This is a genomic window from Synoicihabitans lomoniglobus (genome assembly GCF_029023725.1).
GTDB lineage: Bacteria > Verrucomicrobiota > Verrucomicrobiia > Opitutales > Opitutaceae > Actomonas > Actomonas lomonigloba.
The window spans coordinates 1,469,204-1,491,400 of sequence record NZ_CP119075.1 but is presented as its reverse complement, the minus strand read 5'-3'; the positions used below and the strand labels follow the sequence as shown (position 1 = coordinate 1,491,400).

Annotated in this window: 18 protein-coding genes and 1 pseudogene; 2 read left to right on the top strand and 17 right to left on the bottom strand. The window is 50.6% G+C overall.

Features of this window, described 5'->3' with window-relative positions; translation table 11 throughout:
* Positions 1–76: 76 nt before the first annotated feature.
* The 15 genes and pseudogenes from PXH66_RS05780 to PXH66_RS23095 form a co-directional block, all read right to left on the bottom strand.
* On the bottom strand, positions 77–1,369 hold the full coding sequence (locus tag PXH66_RS05780; protein WP_330927841.1) for a nucleotide sugar dehydrogenase: 1,293 nt from the start codon (positions 1,367–1,369) through the stop codon (positions 77–79).
* Between the two features lie 21 nt (positions 1,370–1,390).
* Positions 1,391–2,542: a glycosyltransferase gene (locus PXH66_RS05775; RefSeq protein ID WP_330927842.1), complete on the bottom strand. Its 1,152-nt coding sequence runs from the start codon at positions 2,540–2,542 to the stop codon at positions 1,391–1,393.
* Between the two features lie 368 nt (positions 2,543–2,910).
* Entirely contained in the window at positions 2,911–4,896 is a 1,986-nt protein-coding gene (locus tag PXH66_RS05770; RefSeq protein WP_330927843.1) for an acyltransferase family protein, read from the bottom strand.
* A gap of 110 nt (positions 4,897–5,006) precedes the next feature.
* Positions 5,007–5,546: an acyltransferase gene (locus tag PXH66_RS05765; protein ID WP_330927844.1), complete on the bottom strand. Its 540-nt coding sequence runs from the start codon at positions 5,544–5,546 to the stop codon at positions 5,007–5,009.
* Positions 5,547–5,952: 406 nt separating this feature from the next.
* Positions 5,953–7,218 (bottom strand): glycosyltransferase, encoded by a 1,266-nt coding sequence (locus tag PXH66_RS05760; protein WP_330932265.1) that lies wholly within the window; start codon positions 7,216–7,218, stop codon positions 5,953–5,955.
* A gap of 3 nt (positions 7,219–7,221) precedes the next feature.
* Positions 7,222–8,454, bottom strand: coding sequence for a class I SAM-dependent methyltransferase (locus PXH66_RS05755; RefSeq protein WP_330927846.1), 1,233 nt, complete (start codon positions 8,452–8,454; stop codon positions 7,222–7,224).
* An 18-nt stretch (positions 8,455–8,472) separates the two neighbouring features.
* Complete coding sequence (locus PXH66_RS05750; protein WP_330927847.1) at positions 8,473–9,345, bottom strand: NAD-dependent epimerase/dehydratase family protein; 873 nt, start codon at positions 9,343–9,345, stop codon at positions 8,473–8,475.
* Positions 9,345–9,878: a dTDP-4-dehydrorhamnose 3,5-epimerase family protein gene (locus tag PXH66_RS05745; RefSeq protein ID WP_330927848.1), complete on the bottom strand. Its 534-nt coding sequence runs from the start codon at positions 9,876–9,878 to the stop codon at positions 9,345–9,347. Before PXH66_RS05745 ends, PXH66_RS05750 begins: the two co-directional genes overlap by 1 nt.
* Positions 9,879–10,025: 147 nt before the next feature.
* Entirely contained in the window at positions 10,026–11,201 is a 1,176-nt protein-coding gene (locus tag PXH66_RS05740; RefSeq protein ID WP_330927850.1) for a glycosyltransferase family 4 protein, read from the bottom strand.
* A gap of 5 nt (positions 11,202–11,206) precedes the next feature.
* A complete protein-coding gene (locus PXH66_RS05735; protein ID WP_330927851.1) occupies positions 11,207–11,929 on the bottom strand; it encodes an FkbM family methyltransferase in 723 nt (240 codons plus the stop codon).
* A gap of 220 nt (positions 11,930–12,149) precedes the next feature.
* The gene (locus tag PXH66_RS05730; RefSeq protein WP_330927852.1) at positions 12,150–13,181 is read right to left on the bottom strand and encodes a glycosyltransferase family 2 protein; all 1,032 of its coding nucleotides are present in this window, start codon (positions 13,179–13,181) and stop codon (positions 12,150–12,152) included.
* Complete coding sequence (locus PXH66_RS05725) at positions 13,178–14,452, bottom strand: polysaccharide pyruvyl transferase family protein (RefSeq protein ID WP_330927853.1); 1,275 nt, start codon at positions 14,450–14,452, stop codon at positions 13,178–13,180. Before PXH66_RS05725 ends, PXH66_RS05730 begins: the two co-directional genes overlap by 4 nt.
* Positions 14,453–14,480: 28 nt before the next feature.
* The gene (locus PXH66_RS05720) at positions 14,481–15,386 is read right to left on the bottom strand and encodes a nitroreductase family protein (RefSeq protein ID WP_330927854.1); all 906 of its coding nucleotides are present in this window, start codon (positions 15,384–15,386) and stop codon (positions 14,481–14,483) included.
* Positions 15,387–15,524: 138 nt separating this feature from the next.
* Positions 15,525–17,042: an O-antigen translocase gene (locus PXH66_RS05715; protein ID WP_330927855.1), complete on the bottom strand. Its 1,518-nt coding sequence runs from the start codon at positions 17,040–17,042 to the stop codon at positions 15,525–15,527.
* Positions 17,043–17,224: 182 nt separating this feature from the next.
* Positions 17,225–17,582 (bottom strand): annotated as a pseudogene (locus tag PXH66_RS23095) (NAD-dependent epimerase/dehydratase family protein); the annotation flags it as partial.
* A gap of 400 nt (positions 17,583–17,982) precedes the next feature.
* Here PXH66_RS23095 and PXH66_RS05705 point away from each other — a divergent pair.
* Complete coding sequence (locus tag PXH66_RS05705; protein ID WP_330927857.1) at positions 17,983–18,330, top strand: GxxExxY protein; 348 nt, start codon at positions 17,983–17,985, stop codon at positions 18,328–18,330.
* Between the two features lie 343 nt (positions 18,331–18,673).
* Here the strand turns inward: PXH66_RS05705 and PXH66_RS05700 are convergent, their stop codons facing one another.
* On the bottom strand, positions 18,674–19,447 hold the full coding sequence (locus tag PXH66_RS05700; RefSeq protein WP_330927858.1) for an exosortase-associated EpsI family protein: 774 nt from the start codon (positions 19,445–19,447) through the stop codon (positions 18,674–18,676).
* Between the two features lie 353 nt (positions 19,448–19,800).
* Positions 19,801–20,313 (bottom strand): GbsR/MarR family transcriptional regulator, encoded by a 513-nt coding sequence (locus tag PXH66_RS05695; RefSeq protein ID WP_330932264.1) that lies wholly within the window; start codon positions 20,311–20,313, stop codon positions 19,801–19,803.
* Positions 20,314–20,793: 480 nt separating this feature from the next.
* Between PXH66_RS05695 and PXH66_RS05690 the strand changes: the two genes are divergently transcribed.
* The gene (locus PXH66_RS05690) at positions 20,794–21,585 is read left to right on the top strand and encodes a DNA-methyltransferase (protein ID WP_330927860.1); all 792 of its coding nucleotides are present in this window, start codon (positions 20,794–20,796) and stop codon (positions 21,583–21,585) included.
* Positions 21,586–22,197 lie beyond the last annotated feature (612 nt).

Genomic DNA, 22,197 nt, shown 5'->3' with positions numbered 1-22,197 from the left:
AAGTTGCCACCATGATTCGAGAGGTGACTCTCGGCAATGATGATTAAGTTCGATGTAAAAATCCACTTTAAAGCCGCTACCAACAAAGACCTTTATATATGCAGGGCAGGCTATCTAGGCCATCCCAGCCATTTATGTCGATGACTGTGGCGTCATGGCCTACATTATCGCGCAAGGTGTCTAGAGGTACGACAGGTTGAGCGGCTACAATCACATCAGCAATTCGGAGTTCCCCGGCTATGTCAGATACAAGCAATTTTGTTAGATGAGGCATCCGGCGGGTGATTTGTGCGAGATTAGCCCCCACAAGATCTCTTGCACTTAAATGGGGGTCGAATATTTTTACATCACGGCCATCGCTCAACAGACCCTCAGCGAGCGCTACCATCGGGCTGTTTCTTAGGTCGTCGGTATCTTTCTTAAATGATAGCCCGAGGATAAGAACAGTGCCACGCCCACCTGCTGAAACTAGCGCACGCAATTGGTCGGTATGCGCCCGATTTGACGGTATAACCGAATCCAGCAACGGCAGAATCAGACCGTTTTCAGCGGCAAAGCAATTAAGCGCTGAAACGTCTTTCGGCAGACATGAACCGCCAAACGGATTTCCCGGCTTCATGTAGTATTTGGAAATATTGAGTACAGAGTCAGAGCACACGATTTTCATTAATTCTCGGCCATCGACTCCTATCCTTTTGCTAACACGACCGACTTCGTTTGCAAAGCCAACTTTAAGCGCATGCCAGTAATTACAGGCGTATTTAACCAACTCTGCTCCCTCCCATGCAAGCCATTGACACTCTCCGAACAACGACGCGGCAGAAGGAACTTCTGAGCCATCCATCGAGCCAAGTACCGTTAATGAGGGGTTGCGAAAATCTACAACTGCAGATCCTTCACGTAGAAATTCAGGGCAAAAAACAAGTTCAAGATTTCCCTTTTCAAATACGGGCTTAAGGGTGGATTCAAGCAAGCTTCGCGTACTTCCCGGAAGCATTGTGCTACGCAGAAGGAGTAAGTGTGGCGTATCTTTGTGAATCAAAGCATCTGCGATTTCGCGACAAACTTGGCGCACAAACCTTAGATCGAGTCCGCCAGATTCCAGTGATGGCGTGCCTACACATACGATGGAGACATCGGTTGCTGCTATGGCTGATTGAACATCGCTCGTCGCCGAAAGGCGTTTGGCACTTTTCGCTGCAGCAAGTAGCTCTTCTAAAAAGGGCTCCACAATCGGCGATCTGCCGCTATTAATCGCATTTACCTTTTCCAATTGTGGGTCGACACCGATGACGTGATGTCCTCGCTCTGTTAGGCAAGCTGCTGTTACTGAACCGACATATCCTAGACCAAATATACATATTTTCATATCATTTAAATTATTAGCCCGTTAATCGAACATTCTGGCGATAACAATTCGAGCGTTTTCGTCGTAACTAAAGTCTGCTTCAAAACGATCCCAGTCGCCCTGAAAATTCTCGCTGACTAGTTTGTACATGCCAGAGGCAATTTCATCGACGGAATCAGGCGTGATTCGAATGCCAAGGTGGTAGTTTTCGACCATTGATCCGAGCGGAGCATCACCACATGATACCAGCACGGGCAAGCGTAATGGAGCAGCGATATGTAGAATACCACTTGTTGAGCGGAAGGACTTTGAGTAGGCCATTATTGCATAGTCTGCGGCGCCAAAAAACCTATTGACCTCTTCGTCTCCCACATAGCGTATGATAAAGCGAACCCGTTCAGCAACTCCAGCTTTTCTGGCGGCGTTTCGATAACCGCTCGAAGTCATTTGACCAGGCGCTGCCTCACTGCCGACAACTAACAAAAAAACATTCTCAGGGAGTTCTTTCATCGCCTCAAAAATCAGAATCAGGTTCTTATTGGTTCTAAGATGGCCGAATGAAATAAAAACTTTGGCATCGTTCGGTATCCCCCATTCTTTTCGAGTGCTGGCTAAAGCATCCGGCCATGGCGGATACTCGTAGGGGCCATGTGGAATGACGGTGACCCGTTGTCCGGATACCGGGCGAACAGTATCCAGCTCAATTTCCTTGTGCAGAAATATCTCGCCGAAGAGGGAATAGGCCGTGGCAATCGACCATCGGTGCCACCAAAGCGGACCCACCACATAATCTCTGACTGGATCAAGCGCCATCGCACCGAAAACGACATCTCGCTTGGTAAACAACTTGATCATCGGAACCCAGACGGGAGCCAAATATTCGGAAAAACAACCAAACATGACTGTGTTCGCTTTATTTTTCCATATGTAATAAGAAAGTATAATTGCATTGCAAAGAATCTTTTGAACGTTGAATATTCGGCTGACAATTTTCGGGTATTGGCCATGTTTCGGTCCAGGATTGAGGCAGGAGACTACCCGTAGATTTTCAGTCTTGATCTCGGGATTCCAATCATTTGGGCACAGGAACAAGACCTCCACTTGCCTGCGCGCGATCGCGGTTGCTTGCTCAATCGAGTTTCGAGCAATACCTCCGATTGAGAATTCACAATAATATATTAATCGATTTCTCATTAGTTGAAAACGTGTGTGAACTTACTGAGAATCACGAGAGAAATGGGTCATTATTTGATTTGTAAAGGCAATTTGCGGGGCAACGGTCCTTTGGTTTCGATTCACACCCAATCATAGACGCTGTTTTTTGGCTCAAACCAGGATTTACTCCCGGTTCAGGCCTCTTTGTTTTTACGCTACTCGCTATATGCCAATTGATTGCACCTGCGGGATAGACTCTAATCTAGTTTGATGTCTCATTGTTCTCAGGTATCGTCGCAAAAACTCCTTGCGAACCCTCCGCAAGGGTCAATTTCTCAGCCTATAGCTGTATGCTTGAGTCAATCAAGTTTTGCTGTGCAATGGTAGGATCGTAAGTTTAATGCAGGCTATCGGGTACTTGATATAGACTTTTCGAAAATAACGTTGAATGAATCGCCAATTAGTTCTGCTCCGCCGTTCGTTAAATGGATGCGATCATAGTAAAGAGGAAGACCATTGTGTTCAGCTTTGAAAACGCCTTGATCATTATTGAACAGATAATTGGACGCATCAATTATTGTGGCACCGGCCTGCGCAAAGCGTGCAGCGTTTTCTCGCAACAAAGCGCACGATTTTGCGTGGGATTGGCTCGTTGCTTGCCAGTCTGCCGCTACATAATGCGGCCCGAGGAACTTCCGAATGCGTAGCGCTTTGAGCGGGTCTTCTTGATGGTGAGGCACTTCCTGCAATAGCCATACTTTAGCTCCTTCCGTTCGCAGGGCTTTTACTGTATCAAGCAGTGAATTTAGAAATGCCTCCTTTTCTCCATTTGTTTTCGCCGTGCGCAAGTATTCGCTCCACCATCCCGCTAAGAGAACATTAGGAATCTTCTTTTGCTTGACGCTCGCTATCACAGCTTCGGAGAACTCTGGAGCATCCCGACCAAGTGAAAATTCAGAGGCTGGCACATAGTTGCGCACAGGAGGAGATCCAGAATACCAGACACTCAGGATGGCGGTTTCGTTTGCAGCCGCCCGAGCCAGAATTGGAGGGAGGATTACACGTGCCAAACTATCGCCCCAAACGAGTAAGGATACCGGCGCTGGTTCGGGCGGTCCCAACCGTTGTAATTGACCAGCTTTAGCATCAGACAATGTAGTTCTGTTGGCTAAAACAGCTCTCGACTCAATTCTTGCTGAGTCGATTGCCAGAAGCTCTGGCGACAGCCAGCTCTGGTAATTTACATTCATGATCGCCGCGACTCCAATAGCTAAACACGCAAGGTGTCCGCTGATTGCATATTTAAATAGCTCACGCCTCGTAGCTCCTATACTCTTCCGCCGAAATGGTGTTTCCACATAACGGTAGGACAACCATGCCAAAGCGAAGGCAATCAAAACGAGGGCTAGACGAATTTCCAAAGGAGCCTGATTCAATGTCCAGTAAGACGTGAAAGCGAACAACGGCCAATGCAAAAGATAGAGTGAGTAAGAAATGAGCCCGATAAAAACAAGTGGGCGCATGGACATGACGCGCGAAACTAGGGTTGGTGCCGTCTGATGGCCAGTAGCGTAGATGAACACCGCTGCACCTACGCACGGTATGAGTGCGGCGATTCCGGGAAAAGGCGTGTTTGAGTTAAAAACAATGCAAGCAGATACAATGGCACACAAGCCCACCAAGGCCATGCTATCCATGACAAGCGCAAAATTAGCACGGGCATGAAGGCGTGGAAGAACAGCAACAATAGCGCCGAGCAGCAACTCCCAGGCTCTTGTAAGAAGCATAAAAAACGTAAAAGTTGAATAGTGTTGGGTTCCCCATACACAAATCGCCAAGCTCCACAGGAACCCAAAACAAAAAATAGCCAAGAGTGGTCCTCTCCTACGCAACGCGGCAACCTTGAAGGTGGTCATTAAAACCAATGGAAAAATCAAATAGAACTGCTCTTCAACTGCGAGAGACCAAGTGTGGAGGAGCGGTATCTCCTCAGATGCTACCGCAAAGTAGTTGGTCGTTTTATAAAAATAAATGTTTGCGCTGAAGATGATCTGACTTATCGCGGAATAACCTAAGTCTTCAAGATCCGAGGGCAGTAGTAGGAATGACCCACTAACGAGCGTAACAAAAATAGCAACTACAGCAGCAGGCATAATGCGCCTTAAACGCCTTTCCAAGAAGACGATAAGTCGAAATTTTCCGATCTGCAATTCCCTAAGAATAAGGGAGGTGATTAAATAGCCAGAAATAACAAAAAATACGTCTACACCCACATAGCCACCACCTAATCCTAAGCCAGCATGAAAGAGAATGACCGCAAGCACAGCTAATGCACGAAGTCCATCAATTTCGGGTCTATATTTAAAGCCGTCGATAACAGGGCTGGCGTTCATAAAGATTTTTGTGCGGTAAAGTGTTGATATCTCGTCGCTGCACAATGCAATACGGAACTGTTTGGCATACCATATAGCTTATCGCCAGATCGATAAGAGACTAGTTTTGACTATATCAACCAGGGGTTATGAGACGAAAGATAGACTAGATTCCGCTCGCGGTTTTTGACATACCGTGCGGGAATTCCTGCAACAATGGAGTATGGCTCGACATCACGCGAAACCACTGAACCCGCCGCCACCACGGCGCCCTCACCGATGTTGACGCCGGGCAGGATGATCGCGCGATAGCCGATCCAGACGCGGTTTCCGATGATGACGTCGCCGCCTCGGTCGGCGAAGTCGGGGGATTGGGGGTCGTGGCCGAGGGTGAGGATGCTGGCTTCGGGGCCGATGGAGACATCACTGCCGGTGCGAATCACGAATTTGCGACCATCGAACAGGCAGCCGAAGTTGATCACATTGCGTTCGCCCAGATGGACTTTCCGGGCATTGAGAAACTTGCAGCCCATTTGCACTCCAGTTCCGTGTCTCATATCTCCCAGGTAGCATCGAAGGAACGCCCGGCGAACCCGCCGCGACGGGCAGTTGCTCAGCCAATGGTTGTAGGCGTAAGTCAGGACGGTGCCGGCGAGAAGTCGTTTATCCATAGGTAGAGCCTGTCTCATGAATGCAAATAGCTCGTAAACAGATACTTTTGGAGTTATAGATGGGGCTAAAAGTAGCCATTTTGGCCAAAATCAGTAAAATCGGCCCACTATAAATTCACGAGGCTGAATGCTCATCCTCTCGACAACCTGATTTTCGCAGATGCGCAGCCTTTTGTCGAGTGGCGGCATAAAAAATGAATTTACATCGTACCTCGCTTTTAACCTGCATGTTAGGAGGATTCAATTTCAGTCCAAACCCGGACTTCAGGTTACGTGAACCTTAGCTTTTTATTGAGACTGACGCGGAAATCTCGCCTAAGTCCGAAAGACTGCTAGGTATTGAAGCAAATACTTTGGCAAAGAGAGGCGCGGGTATCGACTGTCTAGTATTCCCCAATTACGGCTTTCACCAAAGGAGGGAAAGATAGCGCTCAGATGAATTGTAGTCTCTCGCAACGGCCATGCGTTCTCGGGCTCTAGCGAGAATACTGTCGCGTTCTTCACAGCAACGCTCGATGGCGGCGCACAATTCCTCTATTCCGCCTTCAGGAACCGCGATACCAGAGCCAAACTCGTTAACGGCCCATTCCAGCCAAGTGCTTTCCGTAACAATCATTGGTTTACCGGAAACGGCCGCCTCAACGGCGACACCTGAAATGCGGTTGAAATAAGTCATCTTTCGATAGGGAAGAACGATAAAGTCGGCGTCACGAAAGTAGGTTGCGTATTCTTCGTTGGAAAGTCGTCTTTCCAAATAAGTTACTCTGTGGTCTGACCTTAATTTTTCCGAGACTTCAACAATCGAACCATCGGGGCGCTGGCAGGGGACGCTCCATTGCAGCACAAAAGTAGCTTGGCTTTCCGGATTGCGCTCAAGGAATTTGAGGATTGATGACTGAAAATTATCGATGCCTTTATCCCAAGTGGAAACCCCGAGGAGGGTAAAAACCGTCGCGCCCTTGGTTGGCGCGGTTTTCACGTAGCGAAGATCGCTTCCGGGACTCGGAAACAACGTCATTGGAATATTCGTCAGCTTTTCGTATTCGGCGCAGGTGATATGGCTATCCCCTGCCAAGATAACGGAGCCACGCTCAACAAGCCGTTTAAACGACTTTAGAACAAGAGCGATTAAGCCGGACCGACGTGGGAATTGGAAGGAGGTGAAATCAGCATTGTATTCGGCTTGGCTGGTAAGAAGAAAGCAGGTGAGCTTTTTAAAGCGGTGCCCCAGCCCCCACATGCAAAGCAACCGGAGCCCGATGAGATGGTGGACGCGAACGGCGGTAAAAAAAAGGGCGTCGACCGGTCCGGCAGCACGTAGTGCCTTTCGGGTTTGCCAAAAGATTCGCCAATTCTGTGCAAATACACGAAAGTGCCGCCGCCACGCTGGCAGGCTTCCAAGTTTTTTTTGATCCCAGCTATTCACCGTGTAGATCGGCAGCACAGCCAGATCCGAGCGGACGTCGTCCACCACCGCTTCATTTCCTGCCACAAAAACCTGCGCCCCCGCGTCAAGATGCATCTGCCGAATGGCACGAATCCAAGTCTGGAAGTGGCCCTTTTGGTCAATGAGAGCTTCTTCGCAGATTAGGATTTTTTTCCCGGAGAGATCCATGATACGCTTCGGGCGCGGAACGGTGAAATCCTGCGCTTGAATTTGGACTGAACCCACAGGTTAATTCTCGATGACTCTTACTTCCGGGTGCGGAACGATGAACTTTCCCCCACTCTTTAAATAATCCGCATATTTTTGACGGAAGAATTCAAGGAAATTCCAAGAGAGAAGCAGATAGTAATCGGGTTGCTTGACCAATGACGATTCCTCGACAATCGGGATGTGTGTTCCGGGTGTCAGCTTACCAATTTTGAACTGGTTGACTTCCGTAGCCAGCTGAACGAGATCAGGACCGATCCCGCAATAATTTAAGAGAGTGCTGCCCTTTAAAGGGGCTCCAAGAGCGTAAACGGATTTTCCCTCCATCTTAAGATCGCGCAGTAAAGCAATTAGATCTTCTCGATTGGCTTCCACCTTTTTGGTGAATCTTTCGAAAGTATTGAATTTGTTCATGCCGAACGCCTCTTCAGCAGCGATCGCTTCGGCTACAGAGGGCAATGTCTCATGAACGCAATTCTCCAACCCAACTGCGAGGACGAAGGATCCGCCATGCACGTCGTAATAATCGACATTTAGCAGCCGCATGCCATGCCGCTCAAAGGCCCGCTTCAGGGGCGTTACGGAGTGCATCATCGTATGCTCGTGGTAAAAATGATCGAACTCGTATTTTTCCAGCACATCCTTCATGTAAACACATTGAGCAAGAAAGACTGTTTTTTCTGTCATAACCATACGCAGGCCCTCGATGAAGTCGTGAAGATCCGGGATATGGTAGAAGACTGCTGTAGCAGTAATTAGATCAGGCTTTACATTCAGGATTTTGAGAGCGGCAGCCGATTCAGTATTCCAAAAAGTCTCACAAACCGTGATGCCATTGGCACGACAGAGGTTTCCTGTCCTTGCACCAGGGTCCACTCCTAGCACCCGCATGCCTTCTTCCCGGAATATGTTCAACAGCGTTCCGTCGTTGGCACCGATGTCGATGACCAGACTATTCGCTAGTAAGCCATATTGAAAGATAGTACGTTCTACCATAGCCTTGAAGTGGTTAACCACTGGCATGTTCACACCCGTGATGTAAGGGTGGTTGGCGAACATAAACTCCATCGAAGGAAACTCCTCCAATTGTACCTGCCAGCAATCCGTACAAACACACATTGCAAACGGAAATTTCAGTTCCCGATCTTTCTCTGAATTAGCGGGAAAGTGATTGCCATTGGGTTGGTCGCCAAGGTCAATAAACCTCTTTAAGGCGGGAGAGCTGCAATTCATACACTGCTTATTTTTTTTCATATTTTAAGTTAATTAAGATTATTTATTCATCTCATCTATCCACCAGGAGCAAGTTTGCCCAAGCCGATCGCGCGTGCTAATTTCTGGAGTCCAACCAACTTCTGTAGTCAAGCGATTGATCGATGCAACGACTCGAGAAGCCTGACCAACGGGATCAGGGAGAACATCGAAACGAACTTTCTCACTCTGCCGCAAGGACTCAGAGAGAAATGTCACTATTTCACGAATGGAGAGAGCTTCCCCGGATGCGAGATTAACGGCCCCTTTTACTTCCGACTCGAAAAGAGCAGCGAATGCGGCACCGAGATCCTCAACGTAGAGAAAATCACGAACAAGGGAACCACTATCGAAGCGAAACTCTTTGCCGCGCTGAAGCTGGGCAATCAACTTCGGAATCAGACGACCCTCTTTTTCATGAGGACCGAATGTGCAGAAGATGCGTCCCCAAGCTAGCGAGACGTCAACGCCTTGTGCCCAGAATGCGAGGATCTGATGCAAAGCGTTTTTGCTAACTCCATAGAGACTATCCGCAACTAAAGGTGTTTTAGATTCATCCAAGTCGGCGTTGTCTCCCCACTGATATTCGGCACTGGTACCTGCCACCACGGCTCGCCTCCCACCGTGCCGAGCAAATGACTCGAATAGTAACAGGCTGCCAGCTGTCCAGCGGAGGTTCTGGGGCGTCTCCCAATAGACCCCAGGTGTCGTGTCCCAAGCCAGATGGATGAGGCCTTTCGGTTTCTGAGCGGCAACAAAATCATCCACCGCAACAGGGTCGAACAAATTGATCTGCGATCGCCCCACTCCAATCACCTCATGGCCACAACGCTGAAGTGAAGTTACCACCTGTCGGCCAATGAAGCCGGTTGCACCTGTTACTATTACTTTCATCACCTAATAAACGGTGCGTTACGATCCTTGTCGGATAGAATAGGATTTGTGACCGGCCACGGAACAGCCAGCGTCGGATCATTCCACCGAACCACTGCAGAAGCTGCTGCGACGTAAGTACCTTCAATCAGATAGGCGACGGTGCTGTGATCTTCAAGCGTAACGAAACCATGTGCGCAACCAGCAGGAATATAGTGACTACGACTGTCTCCAGCAGCAAGTTCCGAAGCCGCCCATTGGTGGAGGGTCGGAGAACCGGACCTCAGATCGACCACCACATCCCAGATTTTGCCAGCCACACATGAAACTAATTTGGCTTGGCAGTTCGGTGGGGATTGATAATGGAACGCTCTTAAGGTGCCTGCTGTCCAATTGTAGGAGTGATTGGCGTTCTCGGGGCGGAAAACGATATTAGCCTCGTCGAGCAAATTTTTCTCCCACTGAACCCCGAATCCACCGCGATGATCGGAGAAAAAGGGGGTGGTCAACAGATAAGAACCGTCGACTTTGAGCGGCGTGACTTGAATACTCATATTATAGGTGCGATTCGTCTCCCGCTGCACTGGATACCTCCGAAAGCGAAGTAAAAAAAATCTTTTGACTGATTATTGGCAACTTATTTCCTTTAGGCTAAGTTGCGCGGAGGCGAACCTGCGTCGGCCAACTGGCCCTTCAACGCTTTAGCCCATAAGAGTCTCGTACCACTGGGTGATAGCGACATTCGCGCAGTGCTTTTGACGAAACGCGCGATTTGCGTTCTCTCCCAATTCTTTCAGCTTCGCTGAATCGGCGGCCAAACGGTATATTACCTCTACAAGTTCGTGAGAATCAGCCACCACCTCTCCGGCACCGGCATTCACCAAATCGCGTGCCGTTTGACATTCGGCCGGCCCCACGAACACCGCAGGCTTGCTAAGAGCCATCAGGGGATAAAGTTTAGAGGGAACGCAGGTGCCCAGCATCGAGGACCGAAGTGACACCAAATGCAGATCCGCACATGAGAGAAAGGAAGGCAAATCGCTGCGGTCCACCCGGTCAAGGATCACCACATTCGGCCAGTTGGAAACAGCGGAAAGCTCCCGAATTTTATCGATCCCAGGTCCAGAACCGGCGAACACCCACTGGAATCGAGAATCATCTTCGGTCTCTGATATCGCCTCACAGATCGAATCGAAGTCATGCCAATCCGCAGCGAAGCCCGCATACATGATAATAAACCCCCCATGCAAGTTGAATCTCTTGCGTGCAGCGTGAATATTTACAGACAAACTCGCCCAGTGGTCCTCCGCCCAAGTTCCTATCACAGTAATTTTATTTTCATGGAGTCCCCGTTTCTTTAACAACGAGGCCATGCAATCGCCTAGGGTGATAACTCGATCCATTTTCGATAGTGTCCAAATTTGTAGCATGGTCAACCCCATTGCGGCGAGACAGACCAAAGAACGTCCACTGCGCTGGACGACTTGTTCAAACGCCAGATCCATCACCCAGGCTAGGGTTTTCGCTCCGGTCTTCCGCTTCAATATTCCTGCCGCCATACTTGCGAAGCGGGGGCTATCCATGCATACGACCGAGTCAAAGTGAGAAGAAGTTCCCAGCGCGCGTAGACAAAAATTCCATAGCAACCTGAGTTCTGAAAGAACCCGATTCTTAGGCCCACAAGATCCTTTTCGATTATCCCCATAAACGGCGATCCTTCGTCCGCACGACTCAACCATATGCTCGCGTGAGCCCCCTCTAGCCCACACTTCGACCTCATATCCACGCTCCACCAAACCCTCAGCCAGTTCGGTGGCCAAGTGCGCGGTTGCAGCCCAGCCTTTGCCGAATGAGTTACAAATGAATAAGATGCGCATACCTCCTATATAAAGTCTCTTGAGTTCACGAACAGCGCGTCGAATTGCAACAATCGATTGCCCTTCCTCCACGGGTCATAAATCCCATACAGCGAATATCCATGCCCATTCATAAAATCAAGAATCTCGATGTAGTCCCCTTGGCCCTGATAAGTCGGGACAAGCACGATTTCACAATAGACCATACCCACTTTCCCATTCTCAAATAATCCCTTCCCGCCTCTCAAAACCTTTAATTCCGCACCTTGAACATCAATTTTCAAAATTGTAATTCGATCAAAAACCCCCTGAGAACACAATGTATCTAGCGTTGAAACATCCACTGATTTTACCGACTTTGCGCGATACACATCATCGCCCCAAGCGTCTCCGGCGAGATCATCAATTTGCAAAAGTGAGTTGGTGAACGAATCCCTATTGAGGTGGAAATCGAGTTGCCCGACCTGATCGGAGAGCGCCAATTGATGAGCGCTCACACTGGGGTCCGATGCAGTGGATTTTTTCAGGATATTATAAATCTCAGGTGACGGTTCAAAGGCATGAATGGTTGCGTCAGGGAAATGCTGCCTATAATCCCTGACGCTCCCTCCATGGTGCGCACCAATATCGAGAATAATCGGCCGACTTTGATTTTCTAGAAGTCCCTGCAACACTTTGAGAGGCCTCGCCTGCGCGCGCCTCACCTCGACCTTGAAGATTCCTAACAGCTTATTAATAATCTTAATCATAATGATTTTTCGTTATATTTTCTCCTAGATCTGCTCGCATCTCGGGTCTTGGGTCTTACAGTGAGCGAAAATGCGGCAAAGGATTTTCCCGGGAGAGGTTTTTTCTCAATGAAAACTATTGGTTTTCTTGAGGACATTTATGTCACCATAGGAAGGATTCGTTTAAGGGGAACTTTGATAGACCTAAGGTACGAGACTGATCAGTCAAGCAACGCCTATTCTATAATCTGGCACTGTATGGATGCTCTAAATTTATAGTCAATAGAACTTCGTTGGAAAGCCTCCACTGATCTGCGGTCATCGGTCCCATACACAGGGAAGAGGATCCACGACGACCGATAAGCCGCTGTTGAAATCCTCCGAATTTCTGACGCAACCAACTGCGCAACGCATATGAAACGATATTTTCTTTTCCTAAAATTTTAAGTAGTTGTCTTCGAAGCATGATCGCCTCCGGTTTGGACTGAATGACCTCAAGATCTTTCGCTGCCGCCCAAACCCGTTCTCGGTATCCGCTCCACTGCGAAGGTTCGATACCATGCTCCAGGCATTCCATGCGAGCCATAATCAGAAACTTGGCCCAGTGGAGACGTCGGCGATTTTCACCTGCGGCTGAGCCTGAAAGTTTGTCTTGGATGTTGTCAGTCCGGTAGAGGGTTAAAGTATCCGGACAGAAGGTCACTTTCGCTCCGGTCAAAAGGAGCCTCAGGAAAAGCAGTTGATCCTCGCCCACATAAAGTTCCGGAGGGAAACCAGTAATCTTCTCCAAGGCAGTACGACGGAAAAGGCAGCATTGCGGAACAACGGCCCAATCGCAGAGGAGATGTCGGATCAAATCTCCGGCCGGGATTCCCTTTTGCTGGAGCACATGGTTTTCCGGCTTGAAAACGCCTCCTGTAAAACTGCCTTTGACCCACGGGCTGATCACGACATCGGCACCGGTCTCTAAAAGCGCCTTGTTTTGGCATGCCTGCTTATTCAAAACCGGTATGTCATCACTATCAAAAAAATGGATGAAATCACCTTTCGATTCCCGAAAGCCCCGGTTTCTTGCCGCAGCGGGACCTGAATTTGACTGCCGTATAACCCGAATAATATCTCCGTAGCTCTCCGCGACCTCCGCCGTGCCGTCGGTGGAGCCATCGTCCACAACTATTATCTCCCCCGCTGGCAATGTCTGACCCAGAAGTCCCTCCAAGGTCTCGCCAATCAAGGCGACCCGGTTGTATGCGGGAATAACGACGCTGATCATTTGGATGCGAGGAGTTCCAGTAGGTGCGTGCCAGCGGCCATGGCACTGGCGCGTTCTTTGACGGCAGCTCCGGCGAGATGTGCACGGAGTTTTGTTTCCTGCGCCAAGGCTGAGGAAACGGCTGCAATGGCGGATTCCGCCCGAAATTCCTTAGTCGGTATGCAGAATTCTTGCGTGCCAAAAATGTCCTGATTGATTCCCCGCGCCTTCTGGCTGTAGCCGATGCTAACAGTCGGAACAGCTGTGGAAAATCCAGCTATTGTCGCGTGGGTGCGGGCGGCCATGACGAGACGACACCGGGAAATGAGATACTTTGATTCAGCCGCGTTCAAAGATTTCTGCGGGAACCTAATGTCGGACACGCCGGAATTCACGCAGGCGCTGGCGACGCGTTGCAGGAATGAAAAATCGTCGATCCCGGGTAGCGCTGAGCCGACATGCGGCAGCAACAAGATCGGCATCTTGAATTCGCGTGCCACGGCAGAGACGATGGCAGCGGATTCATTCACCCAATCGTTTAAGTCCGATGCCTGCACCGCCCAAGGTTCTTTTCTCACTTGGCTTTTGTATGAATAGAGAAGCGGGCTGATATTGATACAAAGCGGGTTGTCTGCGACGAGAGCTTTGCTGTCCGCCGCCGGGGCTGCGGGCTCAAGGCAAAATGCGGGATCCGCAAATCGACTGACATTTGTAAGCCCGTGCTCCCCGGTAAGGTAGTCGTAGGTGACGCTTTCCCGCACAAAAACAGCTTTCAGCCGTGCTAGGTGCCGCATCATTTTTGCTTCCAATTCCGGCCTTTCGCCGAATGGACCGATCGAAGCCCCCCAGATAATCACGGGAACTCCCTTCGACATCAGCCACCGGTCCAGATCTATCAATCGCTGCGGGAAACCATAATCAAGGGTGTAGTTATCGCCTCCAATTTCTAAAGCGAACGCAGCTGATTTTGTGGCAGAGAGAAGCACTCGATGTCGCGCCGAAAAATGCACCCCGCATCGCTCATTCGCTTTTTCAGCGAACCAATCCAAGGACCATTTTTTGGGATACGAAACCAGACGCTTGTGTAATATGCGCGAATCGACCTCAGCATTCCTCTGAGATTCAAGCGAAGAAATATCCCCATAATATCCGTTTGTCACTGCCAAGTTACTTTGGATTTCGGGAGTCCTTTCCAGAATAGCCATGGTGCCACGTACGATGGCTTCACAGCCGCGGTTTTGGTAAGATCCGTTGCCGACTAAGAGAACTGGATTTTTAAAAGAAGATGGCATGGTTCTGACAACAGTATTATATTTAACCCTAATCGCACCAGTCAAACAGATCGCTGACCGCACGCTTGTGTGAACAAGCAACCACCAAGCTGTCAGGAAGGTGCCCAACTGCAATCATCATGATCACTCGCAATTGAGGAGGACAATTGTAGAACCGAGCCAATCGCTTTTCTTGCGTGTAAGGAAGACAGAGATTTAAACAACAGGTACCAAGTCCGAGCGCTTGAAGCGCATAAATAAGATTCATCGAGAACAAGCCTCCGTCGATATAGATTTCATTGCGCTCATGCTGGGAGATCATGGCCGATAAATCTCCTGTGACTAGAAGTAAACATCGGATGTCTTCTCCGAAACCCTTGTTTCCATTCTGGAACTTCAAGGCACTCCGAATCTTGGTCTTGTCTGTTAGGCCATACACACGCCACGGTTGCCTATTACAAACTGAAGGAGCTGTTCGGGCTATGCTCACGGCGCGCTCAACCACTTGACGCTCAACATCACGTTGGGCAAAATTCCGGATGCTGTGTCTCGCCAATGCAAATGCCTCGAAATCAATCTGAGATGCACTGGCAATCGAAGAGGCAAGGATTGCCCTCGTTCCTCCCTCGGCCTCTACCTCTGAGTAGTTCACCCTCTGCAATGCGTGCTCGATGGCATCAAGCACAACTGATTCACCTTCGAAATCGCGAGAATGAATATCAATATAAGCTTGTAGAGCACGGCAAGAACTTGCAACAACTTCGTCGATTTTAAAGTCCTTGACGTAACTACCGAGCAGCGGAAGAAAATTTCCAGTTATCCAAAGCGCTCCAAATTCTTTCCTCGGTGAGGGCAAGGCTAATCCTTTTTCGACTTTGTGGTAGTAGAATGTGAGCAATGCCCTTTGATTGCTCTGCGACACCGGTTTTCTTAACGAGCAAGAAAACTTCGCCATTCGACTGCCATCAAAACATGCGTTAGCAACAAGCCAGAAACTACAATATAAATTGTGTCTAATCCTGTGCCTATAGGAACGAATCGAATTGGGTAGCAATCTGTATATACTTCTAATAATATCCATATATTGTCAAATTTACGCCTGCTTTCGTAGACCGGAAAAGACTTTGCAGACGAATCTATTGAAGTAAAGTGCTAGAGGCATTCTCTTACGCAGTTTCCGAACCGTCCAAACGACGCCCAGTCCACATACCGATCCCGAAACTAAGATGCTCCACGGGCTTGGCAGTAAAGCTGAGCAGAGGCCACCGAAAACAATCATACCTAGGCAGAGGCTTAAAAAGTGCAGTACCTCCGTCTTGAAACGAAAACCACTCAGACGGTGAGCGATGAAGAGGGTGAGGATTAATTGTAGCCAAATATAGATAACAAATCCTATCGCGACACCCACAAGGCCCAGCACATACATTAGTCCAGCGGCGGAGACAAATTGCACGACAGCACCATGCGTTCGGCTGAAGTAAAGCCAACCGGTCGCTGCTTTAGCCTGCTGCACCATACCCAGCGGCCAACTGATAACCTGCCCGAAAACACCGATCAAAAACCATGGAAGCAAGTCCGCTCCCTGCAAGAACTTAGCCGAGTAAAGCAAGTGCATCAACCACGGGGCAAATGCCAGAGCTCCCAACAAGCCCGGTACTGCAAGTAAGATTCCGATTTCGATTTGCTCATTTACGAGTTTGTTGACCTGTTCGTTGTCGTGCGCAACGGCAGTGAGTCGTGGGTAGAAGTCGGTCCCCATCGCACTGAGGATAAAGCCCGCGAACATTCCCGAAATCATCCAAGCTGCTTGGAAAAGCCCATTTGCTTCAAGACCGAGGTTGCGAACGATAATCGAACGTAGGGCAAGGCCGACGATTCCGGCGAGCACCGCACCATACATAAGCGCAGCCCCGAGACTGATTAGACGCTTTGAGGCGGAAGCGGTCTCCGCCCAACTCTGGGGAATTTCTGTGATTTGAATTTTACGCGAATAATACCACGAGAATCCAAGTTGGATGACTGCGGTGAGGATGATAACCGGGACGATTCCTTCTTCGCTAAGCCACGCGTAGAGTCCGATAGCGACCATTGTGGTTAAAACGGCAGAAAGCACTTGAATCCGCGCCAAGTCTCCGATGCGGCGCATGCCTTGAATCAGAGCAGTCTGCCCGCCGATAACAGCGCTGATGAGCACGGTGGACCCCAGAATAGCGATGGGCCACAAGCGTTCTGACGAGCCGAAGGTCCATAGGCTGAGCGGCCACGCGAGAGCGGCAGTCAATATCCAGCCCAAAACTCCGGTAATCCAGCAGATCCGTCGCAAGGTTTTTGTGACCTTGGCAACGCGCTGCGGGTCACCTGTTCCATGTGCTTCCGCTACTTCCCGCACACCACTCTGGTTGATACCTAGTTGGGCAACGGTGGAGATCAACCCTGCTAGTGAAACGTAAAGCCCAACAAGACCAACACCGGAAGGTCCGAGTAGCACCGCCACAGCCTTCGTACGCATAAGGCCAATGATATAATTGATCCCGGTAGCCCCACCAATAATGAATGATGATCGGATAATCTGGCCGTAGCCGTTTTCAAGCTGGCTAGAGCTTTGATTCACGGCTGCGGTTGTCGCCCCAACAGTATTTGTCTCAGGTGCGTGGGATGGTGGAGACGATTTGATAAGTTTAATATTTGATTGACCGATAGCACAAAGATCGGATTGCGACGGCTATACGCGGCGGCAAGAAGGTAGAGCTTGGCGAGAATGTCGCCGACGACTTTGAGAGGAAAGAGCACGATGGCTTCGAGCAGGTTCAGCGTGCCGACCGCATTGGGTATCAAAATCGTCGAAGGGGATGGCGGCGGCACGGTCGTGCGAGGGTTGGGCGGCCGTGTGTACAATGGCGGCGGGTTTGACCTCCCGGAGGAGGTCCAGCACGCCTTGGCGATCGCGGATATCGAGTTCATGATGGCAAAACGCCTTGCCAAGGGCCGCGGCAAGGCGGCCTTGGTTCCAGCGTGTATCACCTTGGGACCCGAAGAAAACGGCCCGCTGATTATTGTCCACCCCATGAATTTCCCAGCCAAGGGAGGCGAAGTGAACGAACACTTCGGAGCCGATGAGGCCGGAGGATCCGGTGACAAGTAGTTTCTTCATACAGAATTTTAGAGAGATGCAGGCGTGTCTGCAGTTGGGATAGACCTCATTTAATTTATATTATAAAATGCAGATTGGGCCACACGAAGCGCGGGCGCGCGTAGATGGTGCATCCGGAACGGTGTGCCCTGCAGGGGTGACGATGGCGGGCTTCCCTCGGGCAATAGAGGAACAAATTTCATAGATGAATACCAGATTCCTAACCCAAAATTCTAGTGCCTTTATCCGGATCGTATCTGTGTTATCCGTGGTTAAAAAAAACAGGCTGACGGAATCCCAATCTTCGGAATTTGTAACCACAGATTTCACAGATAAATACAGGATACCAATCCCCTGCTTTTTCTGATTCGGATTTGAGCTTTTGAGTGTTAGGGAATTTCCCATGTCCTCCAACCCCTAATTGACTGAAATAATCATCGGAAGTGCCTACGCTGTCCTCAACACTCTCAAGCCCGGCCTTGACGAAAAGCTCTATGAGCGAGCCCTCGTAATTGAACTCCGCAAACAGGGACTTCGCTGCCAGCAACAGAAATCCCACGATGTTTTCTACGACGGCCAGCTCATTGGCTCCCTGATTCCAGATCTGATCGTTGAAGATACTGTGGTCGTAGACCCCAAAGTGGTATCAAATTTCAACGATTCGCACATCGCCCAGATGATTGGCTATCTCCACATCACCGGACTAGGAACAGCCCTGCTGCTTAACTTCAAGCACGCTCAGCTGGGCATAAAACGGGTCTCCAACTAATACTCCGAATACCCAACTTCCCAGCCTTCATCTGGATCGTATCTGTATAATCCGTGGTTAAAAAACCGCAGGCTGACGGTCCATACTCAACGAACCCAATCTCGGAGTCTTGAACCACAGATTTCACTGAGGAATACAGGATACCAATCCCAACTCTACTGCCTTCTATCCGGATCGTATCTGTGCAATCCGTGGTTAAAAAAATAAAACCGCAGGCTGACGGTCGGCTGTCAGGAGCTTGTTGTTCTACAATTTTCTGTTTTGTGCGGTAAGAGTAGTCTGAGGTTAAATCCGGCTGCAGAATTATGCTTTTTACGCTTAGGTTTCGAAGAGGGCGGTCGCCCTACCCTCCCGCCACTCCCGCCAGTCCGAGAACTTTGGTGGCTCGCAGGATGTCACCGAACAACGCTTGGTGTTCAACCTCGTCGAGCGGGCGGTTCGAGCTGATCCGGATCAGACATTGCTCGGTTTCCGCAAAGCCCCAGTTGTTCGCTCGCAGGTTGGCCAGCAGGACGGGAGCGCGTTTCTTCCAGTTGCCCAGATCACCCATGCCGTAACCGGAGGTCACGCCCCCATGCAGATGCCAGAAAACGACGTGCTGTTCCGCCCCGCCGATGGAAAAGCGACGCAATTGCCCGGTTTGAGTTTTAATTTCTGGCGTCGTTAAGACTGCCTCCTGCTCTCCCCCTTCCAACGTCCATCCGGCACCGGTCCAACACACGTCCGGCGTGTGGCGACCTACCTCGCGGGGATCTTCTGAACCAGGTTTCCAATAACCAATATAGACCGCGATCTCCACGTCTCCGCGACGGTAGCTCCTAAAAATATAGTCATCGTAGCGAAGGAGGGACGCGATTTTGTCGGCGAGCATTTCGGTGTCACCGAGCGGCCGGTCCTCCACCGTCCAGTCGGGAGATGTCTGCGGAAGTAACTCCGCCAGGGGCTTGCCCGGGGGAAACTTCTCGACCCGCTTCACCGGAATCCACTGGAAGGCGAAAGCAGCCAGCAATACTCCAGCAGGGAGAATCAGCCAACGACCTAATCGGGGATGGATGGTTTTCATGCGTGGCTCATGGCTGATCGGCTCGAACAATTGCGGCAAAGCCGGAGAGGACATTGTTGACTGTTGACAAAACGGTCGGGGGAACGGCGGGCGGAGGTAAGATGTATGAAGTAAGAATTATGAAGAGAGAAGTGTGATGTAAAAAGCTAGAAGCCAGATGGCGTGGTCCGAAGGATTTACACGGGGCTGGCTTCTGCTAAATGTCCGGGGGTTCGACTGACTGAACCATGATTCTTCTGAGGCCGACCGGGAGGTCAGCGCTCCCAAGGGGGTATCCGTAGGGAAAGGAGAGCTGAAACCGGGGATAGTCGACGGGGTTATGTCGTGTTTTGTGTGTTTTGGCTCGCCGGGGACATTCTTTGACCCGTGACAAATTGCTGTTCCGCCACCGGCACACCGTCTTTCTGCTACCCCAAAAACTTCTTGATCCATGGCAGCAGGCCGGCGGCTTTTTGACGCCACTTGGTGAGTTTGCTCAGACGCGCTTGCAGGGCGTTGCGTTGGCCGGACTGGAGCGGGCTCGTCTTCAGGAGGCTATCGAGTTGGGCCATGCGAGCCATGTTGGCCTTGAGCTGGGGTTCCAATCGCTCGGCCAGGAAGGCGAGCAGGAGTTTGCGTAGCTCGACTTCGGGTTCGAACAGCTCGCGGCGGTCGGTGGTGTTGCCCACTGCTCGAATCGCTCCGAGTTCCTTGAGCGCTTTGATACCGCCGCTGATCGAGCCTTTACTGAGCTCCAAGCGGTCGTGAATTTCCGCAAAACCCAGCGGCTCAGCCGTGGCGTAAAGCAGGCCGTAGATTTCCCCATAGGACTTGGGTAACCCGAGGGTTTGCAGCATGTCGACAAACACGGCGACGACCTCGGATTCGAATTTCGACAGCTTCGCCGGGTCACGTCCCGGTTCTTCGGCAGACGCAGCCAATTCGGCGATCGAAGATTGAGGTGGCTGAACCACGACAAGACCCTGAGCAGACGTCGGGCCTAAGTTCAATTCAATTTGAACTGAACTTGCAGAAATTTTGCGGTTGGGCGAATTAGGCGGGATTGTTCAACGCAAGGGCGCAGAGGGACAAAGGACGCGGAGAGGCATTGCCGCAAAAAGGCTAAAAAACGGGGTGATGAAATCGGAATTTTAACGCCAAGACGCGAAGAGCGCGGAGGCCATTTAACGCGTTCCTGGGTGGAGGCGGACGATGTGGAAGTCGTTCCTCCGGGGCTTGGCGTCCTTTGCGACCTTAGCGGCTTTGCCTTAAATTCCGACTCCGCCACCTGCCCCACTCGATGCGGACGACGTGAATGTCGTCCCGCCGGGGCTCGGCGTTTTTTGAAAGAACGGCCCCCCCTTCCCCGTTTTAAGAATCATGGAGCGGCCACTTTCACCGTCCGCTGCTGGAAAGCTGACATGCTGAAACCGAATAGCATCATTCAGGCGGACGTCATCGACGGGCTGCGCTCCCTGCCCGATGGCACGTTCCAGCTCATCATCGCCGATCCGCCCTACGGCAATGTGTTGGTCGACCATGCCTGGGATACAGATCTCGATGCGGATTCCTACTTGGCGTGGACCGCGGCATGGTTTCGAGCAGCGTTGGTAAAACTCCGACCGAACGGGCTCATTTACGTGTTTGGTCAGCTCGGCCAACGCGAACATCGCTGGATTGAAGTCACTGCCCTGCTCTGCCGCTCGGGGGCGTTTCACGACCAACTGATCTGGGATCGCGTGGTCGGTTACAACGACCGCCGCGACAGTTACACGCCCGCCTACGAAATCTGCCTCGTGCTCAAAAAATCCGCCGATGCCCAACCGTATTTCAACAAGGACGCCGTGCGCATTCCCTACGATAAGTGCACCATCGATCGCTACCTGAAAGACAAACGATACAAAGACATGGACGCCCGTCGCGCCCACCTCGAAACAGGGAAGTTCGCCACGAACCTCCTCCGCGTCCCCAGCTTGAAGGGAAGTAGTCGTGAAAAGGTGGGACATCCAAGCCAGAAACCTGAACGGCTGATCGAAATGCTGATTTCCAGCAGCTCAAAGAAAGACGATTGGGTGCTGGACCCGTTTTTCGGCAGCGGCACCACCGGTGTCGTGGGCCAACGACTCGGTCGCAAGTGGGTCGGGATCGAGCGCGATTCAGATTATTGCGAAATGGCGAGGGCGCGACTGCGTCGCTTGAATTCGGAGTATTAACGCAAGGACGCGAAGGCGCGGGAAGGGCGCAGAGGTGGTGAATGGTGTTAACGTCGGAAGGTAGGAAGGTTCGCTGCGTGGAAGGTGTTGCTGCAGCCGACAAAGACGAAAAAGGGCAGAGGTCATCCGGAGAGTTCCATCGTGGCTGCTTTGTCCGCAGGGTCGTTGCTCGCGACGACTGTCTTCCATTCCGTCGGGAGGTATGCCCAAGCGAACACCCTACAGTATTCGCGAGGAAACATCCCATATCACCACGCGATTCCGCCCGTTTCATAAGCGGACGACGTGGAAGTCGTCCCTCCGACCGGTAGGGGCATTGCTCGCGACAACCGCGCTCCACCCCGACGGCGGTATTCGCAAGCGAACACCCTAAATCATCACGCGGTCGCGGACCGCTTCCTCTACTTCTGCATTCATTAATCATAACTTAATTAGGTCTTTTACTTAACTTAAAATTTGACAGAGCATTTTACGGCAATCATGTGATCACTCAATCTCGGCACGAATCTCGGCTTCAGAGACATTCCCATTTCCTAAATTCCTCCCAACCTTCTCTCTTCCCCTCTCAAAGCCACAACTTTCTGCATGTCATCGTATTCCGTAAATCACCTT